Below are 22190 nucleotides of genomic sequence, written 5' to 3' on the forward strand. Positions count from 1 at the left end.
GCTGTAACGGTTGTTTATCGCTGTATTCCCATTCTCCTATACTGTTCTTTCGGACAATCATTTTTCTCCATGAGCCTAATCATCAGCGCAAGCATCTCTGCTTCCTTTTCTTCATCGTTTATGGGACTGTTCTGAAAAGGATCCAGCTTCAAATCATAAAGTCTTGTCCCAAAGTGCCGTGGAGGACCGTCACCCAGCCCTCTGACAGCTTCAAACCGCATGAGGGGCATTTCCCTGGTAAAGGAAAAAGGTGGTGAAATCTCCATGGTGCACATTTCTTCCCTGGAGAAGAAACTTCGCATATGGGTGGGCATCTGGGTATATTCATACAGTGGTTTATTATTTGGCACAGAGTCCCTCATGTATACGAAACGTCCGTCTGTCACATTGATCTGTCCCCCATGCATCCCAAACAATGCGCCCTCCCGAACCGGTGTATCTTTTAAAATGGTATCTGCCAGGGGCTTGCCCTCCATCTCTCCTGGAATCTCTGTCTGAAAATACTGAAGCAGGGTTGCGGGGATATCAATGGTCTGTACCAGTGCCTCTCTTCGGACATTGCAGACCTGGCTTCCCGGATCCCATAGAAAAAGAGGGATATGGGCAATTTCTTCATAAAATGGATGTACCGATTTTGCCCAGCAGTCATGTTCCCCCAAAAGGTAGCCATGGTCGGTATTGACAATAAGCATGGTATCTTTCCACATATCATGTTCATCCATAAAGTCCAGTATCTTGCCAAGCCAGGCATCACACATAGTAAGCAAAGCTGCGTATTCATAGCGGCAGTGCTTCACTTGTTCCGGTTCTTCCGTAACCTCACCGTAAGAAGGCCAGTCAAACTGCGGCCCCTTATAATCATGGGGATAGTATACCTTGTATTTTTCCATAGCGAAGAAAGGCTCGTGGGGATCAAAGGTCTCCAGATGCAGGAACCAATTGTCCTCTGCCTGGTTTTTTTCCAGAAATTCCAGCCCCAGCTTAAACACTCTGGACTGGGGATGCTCTTTCTCGGTATGGACATAGCTGCGGTTGATAACATCCTGGACCCACGCCTGGCCTAAGTGGTCCGGAATCAGCGGTTCTTTCACAACACCTTTCCACCGGTCACCTTCCTGCCCGCGCACCATTTCCCAGGTATGATAACGGTGATGGTAAGTACAGCCGCCGTCCTCCCAATAATGCTGATGGTCACTTATCAAATGTGTATAAATGCCGTTTTGCTGCAACCGTTCCGGCATGGAATCGTCATAAGGTTCAATTGGACCCCAGCTGCGATGAAGAAAGTTGTATCTGCCTGTATGTAATTCACGCCTCGCCGGCATGCACGGGAGGCTCCCGGCGTATGCATGATCAAAAACCACTGTCTTCTTTGCCAGACGCTGAAAATTAGGCGTGTGTGTCCAGTCGCAGCCGTAGGGTGATAACAGATTCCGGTTCAGGGAATCAAACATAACCATAATTGCCCGCATAGTATTCCTCCTGTTATTTCATTGGCAGTGCAAATAAAAACTCACGGATTTCCTTTAAAGTATCCGGTGTACAGCCCGGTGGAATAATGCCTCCGGTACCCACCACCAGCCCGCGATAGCTCTCCATATCAGCCAGATATCCCGCAAGCTCTTTTTTAATCTCCGCCACAGGTTTTAACCAGGTCAGACAGTTACTGCCTCCGATCAGTGCTTTATCCGGCAAATAACTGCGGACCTTAAAAAAATCAGTATTTCCGATGGGCGGTGTGCTAAGGGCTTCGATCCCGGTAAATGGTATGTCCCCAAGCAGCGGCAAAACCGCCTGCAGATGTCCGCACATATGGAACACAAGCCTTTTATCATACCCTCTGCACAAGTCTGCATATTCCATTAAATGACCATGGCAATACGCGTCAAACTGGCTGGGGCTAATGATTGAAGTCGATGTATTTTCGGTAAAATAAAGAACATCCGCCGGACTGTACTCACACATGATACCTGTACTTTCCACGTTTACCCGCTGCATTTGTGCAAACAGCTCCCGAAGCTCCTCCTCATAATCAAACAGAAGATACTGTCCATTTTCAATACCGGCATACCACTCCACAAAGTCCATCAGTGGTGATTCACTGATGTTGGATACACATAAGCCCCGGTGACCAAGGATTTCATATTGTTCCTGACCGGCTCTGACTGCCTCCATGTCCGGCTCTGCGGTAGTATCCTGAAAATATCTGGTCAGAATTTCAATGTCCTTTTCGTTTTCCACAATCTGCTTATGAGGATGATAGGAATCTGTGGAGGCATCATAAAGAAGAATTCCCTCTAAAGTGCCAATGGGTGTTGTAAAACTGCGGATCATCCTTCCATTCTCTACAACTTCCTGACAGGAGCAGTCATGATTACGTAATTTCACACAGGGCGGCAGATAAATCTGTATATCCGTCCCCGCATAGTCATGGACTTCCCGAACTGACATGCTTTTAAAAGGTTCCTGCTGCGCTCTCATATAGCTACCGTCAAATATCTTCGGCCAGAATACCAGGCGGTCTGTTTCCTCTAAATCCAAGGTTCTAAGCCATCGTTCCTTACTATTTAATTCCATCGTTCAGCTCTCCTTAATCTGCATAATTCCATTCCCGTTTTCCCTCTTCTTTTGACGGGCATCCTGGAAATACTGCCATATGTTTGCCAGCAGTATGGAACCAAACATGATTCCTCCACCCAGCAAAAGCCCTGTACTCAGCTTGTCATATCCAATCACAACTGACAGAATGGATCCAAACAGGGACTCTGTTGAAACGATAATGCCCACCATTGCGGGCGGTACATATTTTTGTCCAATCATCTGCACCGTCAGCCCTACACCGGTAGCCAGTACCCCCAGATAAAGCATTGCGGTTATTCCTTCTGCACTGCCAAATCCCGTCAGTCCATTTCCCTCTATCAGCAAAAACACAAAAGACAGGACGGCGATGACCGAAAACTGCATAAATGCCAGGACACTGACATGGATATGGGGAGCGGTTTCTCCCACAGCAACAATATGTGCCGCAAATAGTACCGCTCCGATCAGGGTCAGAACATCCCCGGGTGCAAATAAGAACTGGTTACCCGGATTGACTGATAGAACGCCGATTCCCACAAAACTAAGAAGTGCACACAGGATCAGCACCGCCTTGGGACGTTTCTTCGTAACAATCCAGCAGACAAATGGGACAAATACTACATTCGCACTGGAAATAAATGCGTTATTTCCCGGTGTGGTGCTTTGCAGGCCAAGGATTTGTGCAAGATTCGCCCCAAAAAACATGGTTCCAAGTAAAACCCCTGTTTTCCATTGCCCCTTCCGATAGTTGGACTTTATTTTCCTGGCTCCAAAGATTCCCCATAACACCGCTGCTATGAAAAACCGTCCAAACATCAGGGCAGCTGCACTGATATCTGCATTGAGCGCCATTTTCTGAAAGACAAAAGAGGTGCCCCAGATGAAAGCCATAATCAGAAGCATAACACTGCCCAGCATCTGCTTATTCCCCGCTTTTTGATCTCTGTTCATGATTCCTCCCGTTTATGCTTTTGTGGCTTTCGCATCCTGTGCGCCTGCCGGTATCTGGTTTGGTGAATTGAGCATTTGGTTCAGCCTGTCAATCAGCTTATCCAAATCTCTCTGTGGTGTTTCGTACAGTCCGCGGATGGCATGGAACGGAAGTTCCATCAATTCCTCCCGCAGGTATACAGAGGTTTCATCTTCACCGCTCATAAACTGCTCCACCTTAGGTGAGGATGCCCGAAGACTTCTTTTTGTCTCTTCTGCCAATTGGGGATACTGAAAGACCGTACTCATCAGGGTATTCATCGTAATTTTCTGTGGCAGTTTTACACTGGATACAAGCTCAATTTCAGTCTCCAGCCTCATATCCCTTGAGGAAGCACCGACTTGAATTTTGTAAATCCCACTGCTGCAGAACCAGTCCTGAATATCGGTACAATACCAGGCAAAGCTGCGCTTATCCAGAACAAAGCAGACAGTCTTCGTCTCGCCGGGAGAGAGGTCAATTTTTTCAAATCCTTTCAGTTCCCGCTCCGGACGCCCGAAGGTTCCTGTGGCATCGGACACATAGAGCTGAACGATTTCTTTGCCCTGACGTTTTCCTGTATTGGTGATATTCACGCTGACGGTTACGGTTTCACTGTCCTTAACCACACTTTTATCCAGATGCAGGCTGCTGTACGCAAAGGTCGTGTAAGAAATACCATGTCCAAAGGGATACAGTACTTCCATCTTCTTCTTGTCGTAATAGCGGTAGCCCACGTAAATGCCTTCCCGGTATTCTACTGTATTTCCGTCCCCAGGGAAATTTAAATAGGAGGGATTATCCTCTAATTTCATGGGCATAGTCTCAGCCAATTTACCACAGGGATTTCCTTTTCCGTATAACAGATTTACTGCTGCTGCTCCCACCCCCTGGCCGGCAGTATGCATCTCAAGGACTGCGCTAACGCTATTAATCCACGGCATTTCAACAGGTGAGCCATTGTGAAGCACTACAACCACATTTTTCTGGACTTCGCAGACAGCCATAATCAGTTCATTCTGGCAATCGGGCAGTCTCATATGATGGCGGTCCCAGCATTCACTTTCATAGGAATCAGGCAGTCCTGCAAAGATTACCACCGTTTCTGCCTCTCTTGCAGCGTGAACCGCTTCTTTTAACCACTCGGGATTCTTTTCATCGCTCTCGGCGTAAAATCCGGGTGCATAAGTGATCTGTGCAAATTCCGCTGCCTCATCCAGGGCATTACTGATCTTAAATGGTTTCACACAGGCACTACCACCGCCCAGAAAACGGGGTTTTTTCGCAAACTCCCCGATAAAGGCTGTCTTTGACTCCCTGGAAAGAGGAAGGATATGATTATCATTTTTTAAAAGTACTGCTGATTCCTGTGCCATTTTCACTGCCAGATCATGATGGGCCTCCCGATCATATGTATCGATGCCGTTTCTGCCTTTGGCATAGCGGTAAATCATCGTCAGAATCCGTTCCACTGCCTGATCCAGCACCTGCTCCTTAAGCTCATTGCTGCTTACTGCTGCTGCAATCTGTGCATCCGTGTCCTTATTGCCCCCCGGCATTTCCAGATCCAGTCCTCCTTTTAGGGCTGCTGTCCGGTCGCTTACCGCACCCCAGTCGCTCATCACCAGTCCCTCAAATCCCCATTCGCTGCGAAGCACTTCCGTTAAGAGCCAGGGATGTTCACTTGTATAAACACCATTCAGACGGTTGTAGCTGCACATAACTGCCCAGGGCTTTGCCTCCTTAATGGCACGCTCAAAGGCTGCAAGGTATATTTCCCTCAGGGTTCTGGTATCCACCTGTGAGTCCGTCCACATCCGCCAGTCTTCCTGATTGTTACAGGCAAAATGCTTCACACAGGCGCCAACATTCTGACTTTGAATTCCTTTGATCTGTGCTGCCGCCATTTCCCCCGCCAGAAATGGATCTTCCGACAGGTATTCAAAGTTCCGCCCGCAAAGGGGGCTTCTCTTGATATTAAAAGCCGGGCCCAGAACCACCGCGATATTAGATGCCTGGCACTCTTCTCCCAAAGCACTTCCCTGTTCCTTCATCAGTTCCCTGTCAAAGCTGGACGCGGCAGCACTTCCTGCCGGGTAGCACACCATCTCTTCACTGGCATTTACACCCAGATGGTTGTCTGCATCATTCTGAAGCCGAAGTCCGCTGGGTCCATCGCACAGGCGAATCCTTGGAATGTTTAACCGCTCAATCACTTTCAGCTGCCAAATGTCCTCACCGGAACACATGCTTGCTTTTTCCTCTAATGTCATCTGTTCCAGAATGCTTTTGATATTTAGTTCCATCTATCGGTCACTCCTTTTCTTTGTTTTTCTCCATCACAGCCAAGGTTCTGGCTGCAATTTCCGAGATTTTTACCAGTCCCATTCCGTCTACACCCGATTTGATCTGATCATTAAGCGGTGCAGTCCATTTCCCAGGAAGCTTCTTTGCCCCGTTTATCATACCAATCACAGAACCTACGGTTGCTCCATTGCAGTCAGTGTCAAATCCCGCAGCAACTGCAATTCCTATGGATTCTTCCAACGAACCGTTTCCATACAAAAGGGCAATGGTTACAATCACTGCATTGGATATGGTGTGGCACCAGTCAAAGCTGATATGCTTCTCATCCTGGGTGCTGTCCTCATCGTATTCCTCATGCACGGCATCAATCGCCTGTTCCCAATCGGTATATTTAATGCGGTTATCCAGTGTTTCCATAATCTTCGCGTAGAGTCTGGACCGTCTGGGTATCTGCGCCATACCGGCGCGGATAATTTCTTCTATATCATCGCTTACCGCTGCTGCAGACAGCATGGCTGCTACAAACATTTCGCCATAAATTCCATTCTTAGTGTGAGAAATGGATGCATCCCTGAACGCCAGCTCTGCGCCATATGCCGGATCCCCCGGTGTCACATAGCCAAACAGGTCGGCGCGGATCTGGGCTCCAATCCATTCCCGGTAGGGATTATGATAAGATGCCGATTCCGGAGGTGCCATAACACTTACAAAGTTTCGGTAGGCGATCCGCTCTGCGGAGCAAACATGTCCATAGGGCAGGCAGTCCAACCAGATTTCCGCCACATCCTCCGGCGTAAAATCATATCCCTTTTCTTCCATCACCTTAAGGGCAATCAGCGTATAATTTGTATCATCATCCTCCGGCATGTAGTTTACATTATTGATCCAGTTTACGGTGGCGCTCCCATAGATCTTCCCTTCATCCACTATCTCATATTTCTCCCGAAGTTCCCTGGAGATATCAGAGGAAATATAGTAGGATATGGGATAATTGCCCGTATCTTTCAGCAGCCCCACAATGTAGCCCCGGTCATAGCCTTCAATGGGCTGTCCCAGCAGGCAGCCGCAGCATCTCCCAAGCCATGCACCATATATTTTGTCATAAGCTTCTTCTCTATTTGCATGATACGCCGGCAGAGTCGGTGCAGATTCGCACTCCTTACGTATTTCCGAAAGTCCGGATGGCTCCACAAATCCAAAATCTTCTTTTATGGGCAGACCCGCCAGTTCATCATGTAGTTTCAGCGCTTCTATTTCCGCCTCTTTAAAGGGAAGTCCCTGACCCTTAAGCCAAACTGCTTTTTCATAATATCCGGTGATATCTTTACCTTCTGTTTCACATTGCCGTATCTCTACGCCTAAGTTATCGGCATAGGATACCCACTGCATCTCTTTTAGCATCTAAACATCCTCCCTGTCACTTACTACCGCTTCCAGCATTGCTTCGATATTTTTAAGAGGCGTATCCGGCATGATTCCGTTTCCGGCAGCAAACATCATGCCTCCGTCAGGACGCCCAAAGGTTTCCCGCATCTGCCCTATCTCTGCCCTCACATCATCCGGTGATCCTTCCGGCATTAAATGCTGTACATCGATTCCGCACAGGAAGGTGATTTTCCCACCAAACTTTTCGGCAGTCTCTTTTCTGTCCATACAGCCTTTTTGCACCGGGTGAAAGACATCCAGTCCCGCTTCAATCAAATAGTCCATAAGAAGGCTGTTATCTCCGCAGGAGTGCAGCCAAAAGTGCATTCCTTTGCTGTGAATATGGGAAATCAGCTCTTTATAAAGAGGCAGATATAATTCTTCAAACACCTGAGGTGACATCATAGGACCGGTTTGATGACCCAGATCATCGGAAGTAAAAATGCCGTCAAACCCAAGCTCTGCGTAGCGGTCCACAATTACTTTATAGAAATCTACCAGCCTCTGGCCCAGGATCTTCAGATTGTCCATCTCTTCATAATAGTCTATCATCAGATTTTCCATGCCCCGGATCGTCCAGAAGCGTTCATGGAATACGCGCCAGAATCCGCCCAGCTTATAACGCCCGTCTACTTCACTTACATTTTGTTCCATATGATCAAAGATACCCGGCTCATGAGGATCGGGAAAGCTAGCCAGAAATTCTTCAAAATCATCCCAATCATCTAAAAGCTCCACGTCTTTTCCGATACTGTGAACAGCAGCCTCTGAATAATTTTCTTTAAATCCAAAACGGTATTCGGGATTGTCGGTGGTACTCTCTACACTTCCCGGCATGGTTACCCATGCATCAAAGATGTCATCCGGATATCTGGACGCCACTTCCTGCAGTTCCTGTCCATACTTTTCTTCGGTTCCATCTCCCCACCATTTGCAAAGAAAAGTGGGAATTCCCTGGGCTGCTTCCCTGCGTTCAATCACTGCTGCTACTTCATCTCTTAATAAATGTCTTTTCATTTATATTCCTCCAAATTTTTCTGATATCTGTATGATCTTATGCTGACTAGAGCGTGTTTTAAAATTGCTTTCTGGCAGATGTGCGTCACAGTTTGTGGGAGATTTGTCCCGGATGAAGGGCGCGTAGCGGGCTACGTAACCTGAATTCGGGGCAAATATACCGCAAAGTGGGGCGTACAGATGGCAGGAATGAATTTTCAAACACGCTCTAGCCCTTTACTGCTCCTGCCGTTAATCCTTTGATAAAATATTTTGATCCGAAGATAAACATAATCACAAGCGGTATGGTTCCAAAACTCAGTGCCAGTATCTTCGCTGCATAATTTGTCTTGTGAAGCCCATTTAACATAGCAAGGCCAAGAGGTACGGTATACATATTCGGATCGTTAATGGCAATGAGCGGTACCAGGTAATTGTTCCAGGACCATAAGAACAGTAATAATAAAATGGTCACCAGAGGTGCCTTAACAAAAGGCATTGCAATGGAGAAAAAGATCCGCGGTTCGGATGCGCCGTCGATGCGGGCACTCTCCATTACTTCGTCCGGAATACCTCCATCCATACTTTGTTTCATCCAGTAAACGCCAAAAGCATTTGCGGAAAATTGAATAATCAGCGGCCATAATGTATCCAGTAAGCCAAAGGTACGCATTTCCATTATGTAGGCAATCAGGCTGATCTGCCCTGGTATCATCATGGAAAAAAGAATGATGTTCATAATTATTTTCCGGTATTTAAAATCATATTTAGAAAGTGCGAACCCTGCCATGGAGCTGGTCAATGCACCGATGCCCATGGCGGAAAAGGAAACCACCAAACTGTTTATGTAAAAGCGCAGAAACGCTCCGCTTGCAATCGTCTTAATATTATCAAGTAAATGCGTACCCGGGATCAGAGAAATTCCTCGAAAGAGTTCTTCTGTGGATTTCGTGCCCATCGTAATCATGATGTAAAATGGAAATACTGTAACAAATGACAGAAGAAACAGCACTACAGTTATGAGAATAACTTTTTTCTTATTCATATTCATCCTCCTTGCTAAATCTGTTTCTGATAAATACAATGATCATAATAAACACAAACGTTAAATATCCAATTGCCGCACCTTTGGAATAGTTCATCATACTGTTTTTTCCAAATGCGGTGTCATATAGATACCACACAGCTGTCAGGCACGAACGCTCCGGTCCTCCCACTGCATTACCTACGGTTGCCCAGCCATTGAGCAGCAGCATCGGTTCCTCCACAATCTGGGATCCGGAAATGATACTTGTAATAACGAGAAATTGTGTAATAGGCTTTAGCATGGGTATCGTAATATAGCGCAATATATGAAAGCCCCCTGCCCCATCCAGTTTTGCCGCTTCATAGAGCTCTTCGGGTATACCGGAGAGTCCGGATAGGTAAAAAATGGTGCAGTATCCAAAATAGCTCCAAAACAACATAAGTGCCGTTACAAAGCGGGCAAGTCCAGGCGTTCCAAGCCAGTTAAGCCCTTCATTAATCAATCCTAACTGTAAAAGTAATTTATTTAAGATACCTGTCTGCCAGTCAAAAATCAGAGCAAACATCAGTCCAATGGCCACCGCGGTCGTTACGTGGGGCAAAAAATACGCAAGCTGAAAGTATTTTTTAAAGCGGACTCCTTTGGTAAATATTAAATTCGACAGCAGCAAGGCAACAATAATTGATGCCGGTATGTACATCACCATCAGCAATGCCGTATTAAACAAGGATTTCAAAAACCACTTATCCGTTGTCAGCAGCTCAATGTAATTCTTTAGTCCAACAAAGGTGCTGCCTCCCATGACCTTCCAGTCAAAAATGCTGATTATAAACGAATGTACGATAGGAAATGCACTGAAGATCAAATAGATCACACAATAAGGCAGCAGGAACATCAGCGGCCAAAACCATTTCCGTTTGGTTATTTTTACTTTTGCTTTTACCATTTTAATCACCTGACTTTTCTATTTTTAGAGCAAAACCGGGCGTTGTATCACGGACCACGCCCGGTTTGTGAAATCAGTTACTTTACTGTTATTTCAGGAGCACCATTCTCCATTTCCTGCTTGTATAGTTCTGCTGCCTGTTCCGCCGTAATCGAAGTGTCCGCATTCATACTGCTGAGAACGAGTTCCACTGCCATTACATCGGGAATATCGTATTTGGTGATGGGATTGATGTGGATCGTGGGAATAACTCTGTTCATCCATACCTCACCGATATTCTGGCCTGCAAAAAATTCATCCTCACCCTCTGCAAAGTATGGGTCACTCGCTCCGTCCTTAGAAGTAGGTATTAACTGCAGTACTTTTTTTGTCTCCGTTCCTTCTTTTGTTAAGTTATAAAATTCAATCAATTTCCATGCCGCTAATTTATTTTCACTGCTCTTTGTAATACTCATGGTAGTTCCGCCCCAGTTAAATCCACCTGACGGAGGTACAATCAGTCCCCAGTTTCCTTTGCCCTGCTCGTCATTTGCTTTTACATAGTCAACCACGCCCCAGCATGCCGTTGGGTAGAAGATACTGTTGCCGGAACCGTAAGCTGAAAACCATGCCGGTGTCCACTGTACAATTTTATCCACAATTCCTGCATCCCGGAATTTAGCAACCTGTGCAAAGGTATCCGTCACTGCTGCCATATCAATCGTATCTCCGCTGATACGAGGTGCCTTTGACTGTCCGTTTATCATATAATAAACATCACCCAGAGATGGTATCATCGTTATCTTATTTCCGCTCTTTTCTGAAACTTCTTTTCCTTTTTCGATAAAGGAATCCCAGTCTTTCAGCATTGCTTCCAGCTCTTCCGGATCATCCGTACCCAGATATTCTTTCGCCAAATCCCTTTTGTACGCCATTCCTGCCGGACTCTGGCAGGTTTCAATGCCCAGCACCTGGTCGTTCTCGTCCGTCATCGCCGGAATAAGATAGTCAACTACCTGGGTACGGTCAAAGTTGTAAGGCTCTGCCTCCAGATTTTCCAGTATATCCATACTGAAAAGCTTCCCTCTAAAAGAAAGTTCCCCCATGAGAATATCCGGTAACTGTCCGCCGGATGCGATGGTGCTCTGCACTTTTGTAAGATAATCACCTGCATCAATCATGACCGGTTCCACCTCTACGTTTGGATACAATTTCTGAAAATCCTCAATGATCTCCATCTGATCTGCCCACCACCAAATGGTAAGCTTTCCCGAAAGCTCCTCTGCCCCCTCTGCTGTGGTATCTCCTGCAGCAGTGGCAGTACCTTTTTTTGCATCGTCTGCCTCTGGAGCTGTAGTTGCCGTAGTTTCATTCTTTTGCTGTGTTGGTCCGCATCCAACCAGCAAGGATACTGTCAGTGATACAGCTGTAAACATTTGTACAAACTTTCTCATTTTGTTACCTCCTATTAATTTGGGTTATCTGCTTTGTTTGTTTTGTAAAATAATTGTAGCATTATTAAAAAATAGATTGTAGTAGCTATTACCACTATTTTGTTTGTAATACCACTTTTTTATAATGGAAATAAAAATCCCCTCAACCATTGTAAAACGATTGGGGGGATACTGAATTATGATGCTTTGTAAATGGATGTTGTGTACGGAAGGTTGGGGGAGTGGGAAATGGCAGGGACATTTGTTGCCGATAGGTTTGCAGCTACTATAATGATGGCGGTTATGCTATAATGTCAAGAGATGAGAGATTAACTATGAAAATAATTTAATAGGTTCAAAATAAAGGGAGGAATGATAATGAAGAAGGATATATCTATTTTTGAGAGACCGGGAAAACTTGCTGGATATGAAACTGAACAATACTTGACAGCCTGTGGAAATATGTCATGGTATGATTTTGTGACAGCCATGCCGTCGTTAGTATTCGTCGTTACAGGATGGAAATCCAACGGTAAGGAAAACGCCTGTCTGCAATCCTGGACTAACTTTGCGGGCAGCGGAGCCGACAACTTCATCTGTATTATGGGAAAAGTCCATAAAGGCGGACATATGTATCAATCATTGAAAGAAACAAGGGTATGCGTGTTAAATTTCCCCTCAAATGACATTTACGATCGATGTATTAAAACGATTGGTAATAATCAGTTTGATACAGATGAAATCACCGCCTCCGGTTTAACGGCAGAGAAAGCCTTAAAGGTCAACGCTCCACGAATTAAAGAGTGTTTTTTGAATATCGAATGTGAATATTTATGGGAACATGAGCTTTTCGAGGGTAGTCAGGAAGTCGCAGTTGCATTGAAATCCGTCAATATTTGTATGGATAGCGAACGATACGACCAAAACAAACTCGGCAGATACGGGGTGAGCGGGTATTTGTTTCAAATTGACCAACCTACCAATCCAGAAACAGGAGAAACAACACCTTTTGGTCCCGGGATAATACAGCAAGGCAACCCAATTCCCTGGATTACCAAATAAGCATTCTCTTCAAACACGCTCTAAAAGCTAAGAGACTCAACTACTTTTGGCTTAGAGCGTATTTGAAAATTACTTTCTGACAACTGTGCGTCACAGTTTGTGGGAGATTTGTAACACAGAACTACATTCCTCTCCTCTAGAGCGTGTTTGAAAATTGCTTTCTGGCAGCTGTGCGTCACGCTTTGTGGGAGATTTGTTCCGGATGAAGGGCGCGTAGCGGGCTACGCAACCTGAATTCGGGGCAAATATGCCGCAAAGTGGGGCGTGCAGATGGCGGGAATGAATTTTCAAACACGCTCTAGCCACAGATAACACTCATCATCAGCTCAGCAAACCCCTTGCTGTCTACTTCCACAGCCGCTTCTATATTCGGGATTTTTTCTTCTTCGCCAAAGTAATTCTTTTCTACAATCAGGCTGCCACGGGTAAACTCTCCCCGCAGTTCCACTTCTGCCCTGACAGCAGAATACTTTATCAGCTTTGGATTTAACAGCTGTCCGACTACAAGAGGGTCATGGAGCATAATTCCTTTTCCGGTGGCGTTTTTATAGGTTTCAATCAATGTAGACAGGTATCTGGCATCTTCTTTTGGACTGTCCTTCAAGCGCTTTAAGTCTGCATCTTCTAAGATACATTTTGTGGTTACATCCAATCCAACCATCTTAATATTTGCCCCTGAACGCAGTACAATCCCAGCTGCTTCCGGATCACAATAAATATTCCATTCCTGGTACGGAGACTCAAATGCCCCTCCCATAACGATGATATCAGTCCCAATCATTACTTCCGGAGCTATTAATGCCACAGCCGCCAGATTCGTCAAAGGCCCCATTGCCAAAATAGTTGTATCCGGATACTTTCTCAGCGTCTGCACCAGAAAGTCAACTGCATGCATTTCATTTTTTACATAATTGCCGTCAAGCTCTTCGCACAGGCAGGGAAGCTCATGATCGTTATCATCATGGCGGTCAACTATAAATGTACCGATTCCTTCATAGACAGGAATGAAATCCGCACCGCAGGACTTAAGTACCTTTGCGGCTAACACTGCCCTGTGGCTGGCATACCGGCATATCGTGGTAACCCCTTCCACCTGAAGTTTCCCGGACTTAACTGCCAAAGCAATGGCAAGGGCATCATCCACATCATCTCCGATATCAGTATCAATTACTACTCTTTTCGTTAATTCCATTATAATCACCTTTTCCTTTTTATATTTGCATCATTTTATCATGTCTAGAAAAAGGATTGTAGTAGCTATTCCCACTATTCTGTTTGTAAAACCACTTTTTTAATGGAGATGTACAGTTTTATGTACTACCCTTCTTGTTTCAAAGGAATAACAATTTCAACCACTGTACCGCCCCCGTCGCGCTGTGTAATCTGTATGGTATAATCCGTTCCATACAATAGTTCAAGACGTTTTATCACATTATACAGGCCAACGTGATTACGCCCGCTTTGTTCTGGAGGCTCATGGGTTAATATCCTGTCTGCCTGATCCTGAGTAATCCCTATCCCTTCATCTATCACGGAGATTTTCAGTCCACAGTGACAGGGAAGCTCCTCTTCCTCCAGAATCAGCCAGATTTTACCCGGCAGGCCAAGGGGGGCTATTCCATGAAATAATGCATTTTCCATTAATGGCTGAATGATGGATGCCGGAATTAACTCCTCCATCAGCTCATCAGGGCAACTGATAGACAGCAAAAATAAGTCTTTATAACGATAATTCTGAATGCACATATAGTTTTGGATAATGCGCAATTCCTGCTCAACGCTTGAGAAAATTTTATTTTGGGAAAGATGTATGCCATCCTGTAGCAGCTCAATAAACGAATTGGTGAGGGTAATAATATCTCCGTTTCGTTCTTTTCGAGCCAGATGGATAATGGTATTCAGCGTATTGTAAATAAAATGAGGATTTATCTGGGCTATCAGAACCTCCTGCTCCAGCATATGTTTATCCTTTTCATGCTGCAAAGTCTCCTTCACCTGCCGGTCTATCTGATCCACCATATTGTTAAAGCCCCTGCCCAGATATTCAAATTCATCATGAGTAGCAATTTCTGCATGTGTCTGTAAATCACCTTCTCCAACTTTTTGCATCGCTGCGGACAGGATCGCTACCGGCTTTGTGATATTCAGCATGACCCGTATCAATATTCCAATAATCAGAGCAACCATAATGCCAAGGACCAGCACCAGCATCATTGCGCGGGGTCTGACAGAATCCGCCAGATACGAGTAATCCAGAATGGCTGTCAGGCTGCCCCCGATCTTCAGGTCATTACTTCGGCAAATCAATGGTTCATTTTCTTTATATTCACTCTGGTCAATTAACTCCTGGTCTCCTACACTTACGCTTTTGTCCCCATTTACATAGATCATGGCATCAAAAGTACCCTGATTGCGCCGAATAACCTGTTCTACTGTGCTCCAGTTTATATCAATAACGATCGTACCAAGTTCCTGTCCAGCCTGGTCAACAGAACGGCAGGGAAAAGCCACGCTGATTAAAGTGTTGGCTAAGTATCTGCCCTGAAAAGAATAGGGCTTACTAAAAATACCTTTGCCGCTGCCTCCCTCAATATAAGTCTGATACCATTTCTTTTGGTCCTGACTGGTGTAGGCATCATCAAAAGGTAAATAAGTCCAGATAATGTCATCTTCATCCTTTACAATGCCAATACTGTTAATATGTTCAGACAGGAAGACCAGCTCGTTGCAGCTCTGCCGAATCTTACTGTGTTCTGAAAACAATTCAAATACCGATGGATTCTTATCCTTAAGAAGATACTGTTGCACTTCTTTATTAACGGAAACATACTGCCCATATTTGTAAGCTTCCTCATATATATGATTCAGGTCCCGGACAACCAGGTCCAGCTTTGCTTCATTGTCCAGCTTCAGCTGTGTAACAATCATATCTGAAAAGTACCGGTAAATCATGGTTCCGCTGCCGGCGCTGATCAATAGGGTTATGATAATAATATAAAAAGAAATCTTAGTACTTATCTTCATGTTACTCACCTCTGCGGCTATATTCGTTTGGCATATATCCTGTTGATTTCTGGAAGATCTGGCTAAAGTACTGGGGCGAGGTATATCCGGTCATCTCCGCAATTTCATAGACTTTAAACTTACCTTCTCCTATCAGATATTTCGCAACTTCCATTCTATGCATTGTTAAATACTCCAGAAAGGTATATCCCGTTTCTTTTTTAAAGAGATTGCCAAAATATACTTCGCTTAGATCCACACTTTCCGCCACACTTTTTACTGTGATCTTTTTCATATAATTTTTATGAATATAATCAATAGAATGAAGAATCTTTTTGTCCTTAATACTTCCAGGATTTGACCCAATCTGAATTCCAATTTTATTAAATTCACAGACAATCCAATTCCAGATTTCCCAGACACTGGAAATGCCTTCCATCTCCTCCTGGTGCAGCGCAATATATTGCATCAATGAGCTTAAATTATTATTGGCGCGAATCGCATCCAGCAAGTCTATCATCTTTCGAAACACATACCGAAAGCCTCCTAAATTAAAACGCGGTTTGCTAAAATAGGTATTCAGCTGGTCGAAGATCTGATTCATCCCCTGATAGTCTCCGCTTTGTATGGCCGCTTTGGCTTTTGCGATTTCTGCCTGGACATAGCCGTGATTGCTGTCCACATCCTCATAATATTTTTCCATACTGCGGCATGCATAGGGCATGGCACTTTGAAAGAAGATGCTATATTTCATATACTTAAGCATATTTCGATAGGATTCTTTCATACTTTGCGGCGTATCCGCGCCATGATCATACAGGACTGCAATATCGAACTGAGATAATTCTCCAAAATATTTTTTCATTCTTCCATACAGCTCCATCAGCAAGGCTTGTCCCGGCACCTGTCCCCCGGGCAGTCCTGTGGAAAATAACAATCCCCAGCATTGCTGTCCAAAGCCAAATATCTGCTGCAGCTTCACCTCTCCGATTCCTGCAACGGCTTCCACTAACGCTGCTTTATCCAAACGAATTTCCGGCATCTGAAAGGATACCAGCTCGCTCAATAAATACGGCTCTTTTATCTTGATCAGTACCTGCAATGCTCCTTCTCTTTTCTGAATGGGCTTTAGTTCATCAAGGGGCGAAATATCTGCCATCAGATCATGATAATAATTATGCTGAATCGCCAGATTAATCTGACGGCTTTTTAAAATATCTCCAGAGAGGCGTTCCAAAAGTTCCAAAAGCTTTTCTTCAGTAATCTGATTCTTTAATAAATATTCGGTGACCCCATATCGCAAAGCTTGCTGTGCATACTCGAAGTCTTTATAGGCAGTTAACAGAACTACTTTTACATGGGGGTAGTCCTTTTGCAATTCCCGGCTGAGGTCGATTCCGTCCATAATCGGCATCCTGATATCCGTAATCACTATATCCGGATTTAGGGTTTTCATCATCCGAAGTGCTTCGGATCCATTTTTAAGACAACCTGCCAGATGATATCCATGTGCTTCCCAATCGATTAACTCCGCCAGACTCTCCAGAGCCAGGCGTTCATCATCAATAATTATAATATTCATTTCTACGTTGTATGATGTTTATAGAAGCCAAACACCATAACTTCCTTTCTTTTAATATCCTTAGTATAATCCATTCTGACAGGCTTCCCCCACAAAAGTCCGTCAGTACCGGCGGCGCCAGAGCTGTTACTGCCTATTATATCGTAAGCATTAGCAAATGTGAAGTCTGCAAATTTCATGAATATCTGATCCTCTTATTCAACATTGATTTTTTGAGCAGCTTTTTGAGTCCCGGGCATAAATCAGTACCACCGGCTTAGCCGGTGGTTTGTTTTCCGCCCTATAAGGGCTCGTTCCCGGTACTGGAGTCTAAAGACTCATCGAAAGGTTCGCCGGCCGCAACGTCAGTTACCTGCTAAGCCCCTTGGGCTTATTTCTTTTTGCTTTTGTTTACTGGCTCACCCGTAAACGGGTCAATATACTCCTTCAAAGACATTTGATCATATTCCAAATCTTCCTTTAGTTGATTCCGAATATACTCTTCTATTTTTTTTGCATTTTTTCCTACTGTATCTACATAGTATCCTCTGCACCAAAAGTGTCTATTTCCATACTTATATTTGAGATTAGCATGTCTCTCATATATCATTAAGGTACTTTTTCCCTTTAAATACCCTACAAAATCTGACACACTTATCTTTGGCGGTATTTCTACTAACATATGAACATGATCTGGACAGATTTCTGCCTCCACAATATGCACTTCTTTGCGCTTGCATAACATACTTAAGATATTTGCAATATCCTTTTTCAACTCGCCATATATAATTTTTCTTCTATATTTCGGTGCAAAAACTATATGGTACTTACAATTCCACTTTGTGTGTGCTAAACTATTATTGTCCATTTGGACTACCTCCTTTGATTTATAAAACGGTTGGCGAACCTATTTTTATTATATCATTGGAGGTTTTTTACACAACGCTAAAGCTATTCCAACCACCCGCAGAGCAGGTGGTTTATTTGTTCTCCAAAGTTCCGTTTTTCGGATCAACGAAAAACTCCTCAATGGAGAACAGGGCCATGCCCTAACAAAAAAAGCCAGGAGGCATATTTCCTCCCGGCTCAAAAACTAATTCTTAAAATTCTACTGCTTTTCCATCATAGATACATCTGAACAATTGTTCCATCTGCTTAGGATCAATTGCTCTTGGATTGGAACCTGTACAAGCATCCCCTACTGCCAGTTCTGCAATTGCTGCAATCTTTTCATTGAATTCATCTTCTTTGATTCCAAACTCTTTTAACGTCTTCGGAATGCTGAATTCAACATTTAATGCATCGATCTTTGCACACAGTGCTTTCATTAATTCTTCGTCTGTATCACCTTTCAGATTGATTGATCTTGCGATCTCTGCATATCTCTTCAGTGCTGCTGCATCTTTTGCGTTATACTGAATGACATATGGAAGATACATTGCATTTGCAAGACCATGTGTAATATGACCTGTGCTGAATGCAGCACCTGTCTTGTGCGCCATGGAATGTACGATTCCAAGGAGTGCATTAGAGAATGCCATACCAGCCAGACATTGTCCGTAGTGCATCTGCTCTCTTGCAGCCATATCTCCTTTGTAAGACTCTGGAAGATAGTCATTTACCATTGCAATTGCTTTTAATGCAAGAGGATCTGTAAACGGTCCGTTTAATGTGGAAACATATGCTTCAATTGCATGAGTCAATGCATCCATACCGGTATATGCTGTTAAATGTGCAGGCATTGTTTCTGCTAATTCAGGATCAACAATTGCTACATCCGGTGTGATGTTGAAATCAGCCAGCGGATATTTAATTCCTTTTGCATAATCAGTAATAACGGAGAATGCGGTAACTTCGGTAGCCGTTCCCGATGTGGAAGGAATTGCCAGGAATTTAGCTTTCTGTCTTAATGTTGGGAATGAAAATGGCTGGATAATTGCTTCAAATGTAGTTTCAGGATATTCATAGAATACCCACATAGCTTTTGCTGCATCAATTGGAGAACCACCGCCCATTGCAATAATCCAGTCCGGCTCAAATTCTCTCATTGCTGCTGCACCCTTCATAACTGTTTCTACTGAAGGATCAGGCTCAACATTTTCAAATAATTTTACTTCTATTCCTGCTTCTTTTAAGTAAGAAGTCACTTTGTCAACAAATCCGAATTTCTTCATTGAACCGCCGCCCAGAACCAGGATTGCTTTCTTTCCATCCAGTTGTTTTAAAAATTCAAGGGAACCTTTTCCCCAGTATAAGTCTCTCGGTAATGTAAATCTGTTCATACGATAGTCCTCCATTATATTTTAAAATAGGTTAATATGTACTTGATTCGTTCTTATTATATCATTGTTAAATAATTAACGCAACCCCTATTAGAGGATATAATAAAAATTTTATATTATGATTATGTGATAAGACTAATTTTTACCTGCTTTCCTTATCACAGACTTAACTGGATGTAGGTACTATAACCACAAATATACTGTAGTAGAATGTAGCGACATTCCACAGTGATAACATCCAGCTGATTTATTGGTTTTATATGTTCTATGCCAATAGCGTACAGCATACCACAACCCGGGGTCCCACCATGCTGAGAAAACCAGCTTTGTATCAATAAACAACATCCCGGAAAGAGAAGGGGGCGGACCATGGCAGGCGTTTGGACGGCGTATAGCAGGTCTGAGCATTTACTTACCTTGCCGGAGTGTTTTTTGGCGGATAGTATTCGACTGGCTCCCATCGGATACTAAGCGGGCAGTGAGCTGCGAAATGCATCAGGATTTCGCAGCGAATGCCCGCGTGCCGCCAAAAAACGCTCTGGGAAGGTTAGAAAATGCCAGTTCTGCGGTAAGCCTTCCAAACGCCTGCCATGGTCCGCCCCCTTCTCTTTCCGTGCACTACATCCATCTCAAAGCGTCCTTTTATCAGCTAAACCCAAATCAATCAGCTGAAATATGATCCAGATTTTCCAGCCATATTCTTGCACTGGCATCGCTTGGCATTCTCAGATCGCCTCTTGGAGATACTGCCACAGATCCCACTTTCGGTCCATCGGGAAGACAGGATCTCTTGAATTGCTGCGAGAAGAATCTTCGGTAGAACGTTTTCATCCACTTTAAAATGGTTTCATCATCGTAGCTGCCGGCAAATGCCTTTTTCGCAATCCTGAATATTTTTGCAGGCTCATATCCGAACCGCAGTATATAATACAGGAAGAAATCATGCAGCTCATAAGGGCCTACCAGATCTTCTGTCTTCTGGGAAATTTCTCCATCCTTTGGCGGCAATAACTCAGGGCTTACCGGTGTATCCAGGACATCCAGCAGTGTACGGCTTAATACTTCATCTCCGCAGGTGTCTGCATAGTAGCGCACCAGATGCCTAACCAGCGTCTTGGGAACGGAAGCATTAACCCCATACATGGACATATGATCCCCATTGTAGGTTGCCCATCCAAGTGCCAGTTCTGACATATCCCCTGTGCCGATCACAAGGCCTCCGCACTGATTTGCAATATCCATCAGTACCTGGGTCCGCTCTCTCGCCTGGCTGTTTTCGTAGGTCACATCATGGGATTCTTTGTCGTGTCCGATATCCTCAAAATGCTGGTTTACCGCTTCCTTAATATCTACTTCCCGGAGTGTAGCCCCCAGTTTCCGGGTGAGATCACATGCATTGGTATATGTCCTGTCTGTTGTTCCAAAGCATGGCATGGTTACCGATATAATCTGGCTTCGTTCCATCCCCAGCATGTCAAACGCTTTAACCGTTACTAAAAGTGCCAGTGTGGAATCCAGACCACCGGAAATACCTACTACCGCAGATTTACAATTCGTATGTTTCAAACGTTTTTTCAGCCCCATTGCCTGAATGCACAGGATTTCTTCACAGCGTCTGTCTCGGTCAGCCTTGTCACTTGGTACGAAGGGACAGGGAGCAAAATTCCGGGTAAGCACTACTTCAACCGGCTGAAGGGAGAATGCGATCTTCTCATACTCATTCATTTTCTCTGCCATAAATGTAGTGTTTTTCCGGCGTTCACTACGCAGCCTTCGGATATCTATTTCTCCATATATTGTTTCATTTTGGAAACGCTTTGACTGGCTTAAGAGGGAGCCATTTTCTGCAATCAGGTTATGTCCTCCGAATACCAGATCCGTAGTAGACTCCCCTTCCCCTGCACTGGCATATACATATCCGCAGATAAGCCTTGCAGACTGTCCTCCAATTAAAGATTGGCGGTACTGGTCTTTACCTGTTGTCTCATCGCTTGCAGACAGGTTAACGATAATTGTGGCTCCCGCCAGTGCATGACCGGTACTTGGGGGATTGGGGGACCATAAGTCTTCACAGATTTCTGCTCCAATTCGCAGCCCTTCCATTTCCTTACAGCAGAAGATCTGCTTTGTACCAAAGGGAATAGGCATACCTTCGAACTCTACCCACTCTACTGCTTCGTTCCCCAATGCAAAATGGCGCATTTCATAGAACTCCCCATAGTTTGGCAAATGTCTCTTGGGTACCAGGCCAAGCAGCCTGCCATGGCTGATGACTGCAGCGACATTATAGAGTTTATTGTCTTTTTCCCAGGGAAGTCCTACAAATATGATGGCATCTCTATCTGCCGAATGGAAAATAATCCGATGCAATTCATGCTTCGCTTCATCCAGCAGCGTTTCCTGCCAAAAAAGATCCCCACAGGTATATCCGGTAATACAAAGTTCTGGAAAAACAATAATTTTAGCTCCATTTACACATGCTTCATCAATCAGCCTGCATATTTCCGATGCGTTTATGATACAATCCGCTACTTTTATCTCCGGCGTAGCGGCAGCCACTTTTATAAATCCGTGATGCATCCCTGATCCCGCCCTTCTTCTTTCTCTGATTTACTGTTC

At 44.4% G+C, this 22190-nt stretch carries 21 protein-coding genes and 1 pseudogene; 4 read left to right on the top strand and 18 right to left on the bottom strand.

The genetic code is table 11. The features are described from left to right. Positions 1 to 14: 14 nt before the first annotated feature. From QR40_RS09405 to QR40_RS33955, 7 genes and pseudogenes are all read right to left on the bottom strand, one after another. Entirely contained in the window at positions 15 to 1472 is a 1458-nt protein-coding gene (locus QR40_RS09405; protein ID WP_044294593.1) for a sulfatase, read from the bottom strand. Between the two features lie 13 nt (positions 1473 to 1485). Beyond that, positions 1486 to 2577, bottom strand: coding sequence for a uroporphyrinogen decarboxylase family protein (locus QR40_RS09410; RefSeq protein WP_044294595.1), 1092 nt, complete (start codon positions 2575 to 2577; stop codon positions 1486 to 1488). Between the two features lie 3 nt (positions 2578 to 2580). Then, the gene (locus tag QR40_RS09415) at positions 2581 to 3531 is read right to left on the bottom strand and encodes a DMT family transporter (protein WP_044294597.1); all 951 of its coding nucleotides are present in this window, start codon (positions 3529 to 3531) and stop codon (positions 2581 to 2583) included. 12 nt (positions 3532 to 3543) lie between these two features. Then, entirely contained in the window at positions 3544 to 5856 is a 2313-nt protein-coding gene (locus tag QR40_RS09420) for a glycoside hydrolase family 3 C-terminal domain-containing protein (protein ID WP_044294599.1), read from the bottom strand. A gap of 7 nt (positions 5857 to 5863) precedes the next feature. Further along, positions 5864 to 7258: an ADP-ribosylglycohydrolase family protein gene (locus tag QR40_RS09425; RefSeq protein WP_044294601.1), complete on the bottom strand. Its 1395-nt coding sequence runs from the start codon at positions 7256 to 7258 to the stop codon at positions 5864 to 5866. After that, complete coding sequence (locus QR40_RS09430; RefSeq protein ID WP_044294602.1) at positions 7259 to 8299, bottom strand: methylcobamide--CoM methyltransferase; 1041 nt, start codon at positions 8297 to 8299, stop codon at positions 7259 to 7261. It lies immediately after the preceding gene. Positions 8300 to 8395: 96 nt separating this feature from the next. Then, a pseudogene (locus QR40_RS33955) lies at positions 8396 to 8479 on the bottom strand (DUF6783 domain-containing protein); the annotation flags it as partial. Here QR40_RS33955 and QR40_RS33960 point away from each other — a divergent pair. Next, positions 8444 to 8542 carry a DUF6783 domain-containing protein gene (locus QR40_RS33960; RefSeq protein ID WP_334291773.1) on the top strand — a complete coding sequence of 33 codons (99 nt, stop codon included), beginning with the start codon at positions 8444 to 8446 and terminating at the stop codon, positions 8540 to 8542. The pseudogene QR40_RS33955 and the gene QR40_RS33960 overlap by 36 nt on opposite strands. Here the strand turns inward: QR40_RS33960 and QR40_RS09435 are convergent. The 3 genes from QR40_RS09435 to QR40_RS09445 all read right to left on the bottom strand — a co-directional run bounded on the left by QR40_RS09435 (position 8508) and on the right by QR40_RS09445 (position 11684). Continuing rightward, the gene (locus tag QR40_RS09435) at positions 8508 to 9323 is read right to left on the bottom strand and encodes a carbohydrate ABC transporter permease (protein WP_044294604.1); all 816 of its coding nucleotides are present in this window, start codon (positions 9321 to 9323) and stop codon (positions 8508 to 8510) included. The two genes, QR40_RS33960 and QR40_RS09435, sit on opposite strands and share 35 nt — an antisense overlap. Beyond that, positions 9316 to 10251 carry a carbohydrate ABC transporter permease gene (locus QR40_RS09440; RefSeq protein ID WP_044294606.1) on the bottom strand — a complete coding sequence of 312 codons (936 nt, stop codon included), beginning with the start codon at positions 10249 to 10251 and terminating at the stop codon, positions 9316 to 9318. The genes QR40_RS09435 and QR40_RS09440 overlap by 8 nt, the downstream gene beginning before the upstream one ends. A 77-nt stretch (positions 10252 to 10328) precedes the next feature. Further along, the gene (locus tag QR40_RS09445) at positions 10329 to 11684 is read right to left on the bottom strand and encodes an ABC transporter substrate-binding protein (protein WP_052430775.1); all 1356 of its coding nucleotides are present in this window, start codon (positions 11682 to 11684) and stop codon (positions 10329 to 10331) included. Positions 11685 to 12041: 357 nt separating this feature from the next. On the opposite strand from QR40_RS09445, the gene QR40_RS09450 reads away from it, so the two are divergent. Then, positions 12042 to 12725: a flavin reductase family protein gene (locus QR40_RS09450; RefSeq protein WP_081998836.1), complete on the top strand. Its 684-nt coding sequence runs from the start codon at positions 12042 to 12044 to the stop codon at positions 12723 to 12725. Between the two features lie 20 nt (positions 12726 to 12745). Here the strand turns inward: QR40_RS09450 and QR40_RS33590 are convergent, their stop codons facing one another. After that, positions 12746 to 12904, bottom strand: coding sequence for a DUF6783 domain-containing protein (locus QR40_RS33590; RefSeq protein ID WP_416389837.1), 159 nt, complete (start codon positions 12902 to 12904; stop codon positions 12746 to 12748). Here QR40_RS33590 and QR40_RS33595 point away from each other — a divergent pair. Continuing rightward, on the top strand, positions 12873 to 12959 hold the full coding sequence (locus QR40_RS33595; protein WP_416389841.1) for a DUF6783 domain-containing protein: 87 nt from the start codon (positions 12873 to 12875) through the stop codon (positions 12957 to 12959). The two genes, QR40_RS33590 and QR40_RS33595, sit on opposite strands and share 32 nt — an antisense overlap. A 30-nt stretch (positions 12960 to 12989) precedes the next feature. Then, the gene (locus QR40_RS33100) at positions 12990 to 13037 is read left to right on the top strand and encodes a DUF6783 domain-containing protein (protein ID WP_334291774.1); all 48 of its coding nucleotides are present in this window, start codon (positions 12990 to 12992) and stop codon (positions 13035 to 13037) included. On the opposite strand, the gene QR40_RS09455 is transcribed toward QR40_RS33100, so the two are convergent. The 7 genes from QR40_RS09455 to QR40_RS09480 form a co-directional block, all read right to left on the bottom strand. Continuing rightward, positions 13024 to 13917: a nucleoside hydrolase gene (locus QR40_RS09455; RefSeq protein ID WP_052430776.1), complete on the bottom strand. Its 894-nt coding sequence runs from the start codon at positions 13915 to 13917 to the stop codon at positions 13024 to 13026. The genes QR40_RS33100 and QR40_RS09455 overlap by 14 nt on opposite strands. Before the next feature lie 125 nt (positions 13918 to 14042). After that, positions 14043 to 15749, bottom strand: a complete 1707-nt coding sequence (locus QR40_RS09460; RefSeq protein ID WP_044294607.1) for a cache domain-containing sensor histidine kinase — start codon at positions 15747 to 15749, stop codon at positions 14043 to 14045. Position 15750: 1 nt separating this feature from the next. After that, the gene (locus tag QR40_RS09465; RefSeq protein WP_044294608.1) at positions 15751 to 17310 is read right to left on the bottom strand and encodes a response regulator transcription factor; all 1560 of its coding nucleotides are present in this window, start codon (positions 17308 to 17310) and stop codon (positions 15751 to 15753) included. Between the two features lie 2 nt (positions 17311 to 17312). Continuing rightward, on the bottom strand, positions 17313 to 17489 hold the full coding sequence (locus tag QR40_RS31730; protein ID WP_160295794.1) for a hypothetical protein: 177 nt from the start codon (positions 17487 to 17489) through the stop codon (positions 17313 to 17315). Positions 17490 to 17680: 191 nt separating this feature from the next. After that, entirely contained in the window at positions 17681 to 18157 is a 477-nt protein-coding gene (tnpA, locus tag QR40_RS09470; RefSeq protein ID WP_027292570.1) for an IS200/IS605 family transposase, read from the bottom strand. Positions 18158 to 18389: 232 nt separating this feature from the next. Continuing rightward, complete coding sequence (locus QR40_RS09475) at positions 18390 to 19571, bottom strand: iron-containing alcohol dehydrogenase (protein ID WP_027296394.1); 1182 nt, start codon at positions 19569 to 19571, stop codon at positions 18390 to 18392. Between the two features lie 660 nt (positions 19572 to 20231). Further along, positions 20232 to 22151, bottom strand: a complete 1920-nt coding sequence (locus tag QR40_RS09480) for an NAD(+) synthase (protein ID WP_044294609.1) — start codon at positions 22149 to 22151, stop codon at positions 20232 to 20234. Positions 22152 to 22190 lie beyond the last annotated feature (39 nt).

The sequence above is a fragment of the Robinsoniella peoriensis genome (assembly GCF_000797495.1).
In the GTDB taxonomy this organism is placed as follows: Bacteria; Bacillota; Clostridia; order Lachnospirales; family Lachnospiraceae; genus Robinsoniella; species Robinsoniella peoriensis.

What these genes read in the sequence shown, in the direction of transcription:
- tnpA (WP_027292570.1), bottom strand. Translation starts at nt 18,157, where the DNA reads ATGGACAATAATAGTTTAGCACACACAAAGTGGAATTGTAAGTACCAT.
- QR40_RS09465 (WP_044294608.1), bottom strand. Translation starts at nt 17,310, where the DNA reads ATGAATATTATAATTATTGATGATGAACGCCTGGCTCTGGAGAGTCTG.
- QR40_RS09455 (WP_052430776.1), bottom strand. Translation starts at nt 13,917, where the DNA reads ATGGAATTAACGAAAAGAGTAGTAATTGATACTGATATCGGAGATGAT.
- QR40_RS09415 (WP_044294597.1), bottom strand. Translation starts at nt 3,531, where the DNA reads ATGAACAGAGATCAAAAAGCGGGGAATAAGCAGATGCTGGGCAGTGTT.
- QR40_RS09475 (WP_027296394.1), bottom strand. Translation starts at nt 19,571, where the DNA reads ATGAACAGATTTACATTACCGAGAGACTTATACTGGGGAAAAGGTTCC.
- QR40_RS09435 (WP_044294604.1), bottom strand. Translation starts at nt 9,323, where the DNA reads ATGAATAAGAAAAAAGTTATTCTCATAACTGTAGTGCTGTTTCTTCTG.
- QR40_RS09420 (WP_044294599.1), bottom strand. Translation starts at nt 5,856, where the DNA reads ATGGAACTAAATATCAAAAGCATTCTGGAACAGATGACATTAGAGGAA.
- QR40_RS09480 (WP_044294609.1), bottom strand. Translation starts at nt 22,151, where the DNA reads ATGCATCACGGATTTATAAAAGTGGCTGCCGCTACGCCGGAGATAAAA.
- QR40_RS09440 (WP_044294606.1), bottom strand. Translation starts at nt 10,251, where the DNA reads ATGGTAAAAGCAAAAGTAAAAATAACCAAACGGAAATGGTTTTGGCCG.
- QR40_RS09430 (WP_044294602.1), bottom strand. Translation starts at nt 8,299, where the DNA reads ATGAAAAGACATTTATTAAGAGATGAAGTAGCAGCAGTGATTGAACGC.
- QR40_RS09450 (WP_081998836.1), top strand. Translation starts at nt 12,042, where the DNA reads ATGAAGAAGGATATATCTATTTTTGAGAGACCGGGAAAACTTGCTGGA.
- QR40_RS09405 (WP_044294593.1), bottom strand. Translation starts at nt 1,472, where the DNA reads ATGCGGGCAATTATGGTTATGTTTGATTCCCTGAACCGGAATCTGTTA.
- QR40_RS09460 (WP_044294607.1), bottom strand. Translation starts at nt 15,749, where the DNA reads ATGAAGATAAGTACTAAGATTTCTTTTTATATTATTATCATAACCCTA.
- QR40_RS31730 (WP_160295794.1), bottom strand. Translation starts at nt 17,489, where the DNA reads ATGAAATTTGCAGACTTCACATTTGCTAATGCTTACGATATAATAGGC.
- QR40_RS09445 (WP_052430775.1), bottom strand. Translation starts at nt 11,684, where the DNA reads ATGAGAAAGTTTGTACAAATGTTTACAGCTGTATCACTGACAGTATCC.
- QR40_RS09425 (WP_044294601.1), bottom strand. Translation starts at nt 7,258, where the DNA reads ATGCTAAAAGAGATGCAGTGGGTATCCTATGCCGATAACTTAGGCGTA.
- QR40_RS09410 (WP_044294595.1), bottom strand. Translation starts at nt 2,577, where the DNA reads ATGGAATTAAATAGTAAGGAACGATGGCTTAGAACCTTGGATTTAGAG.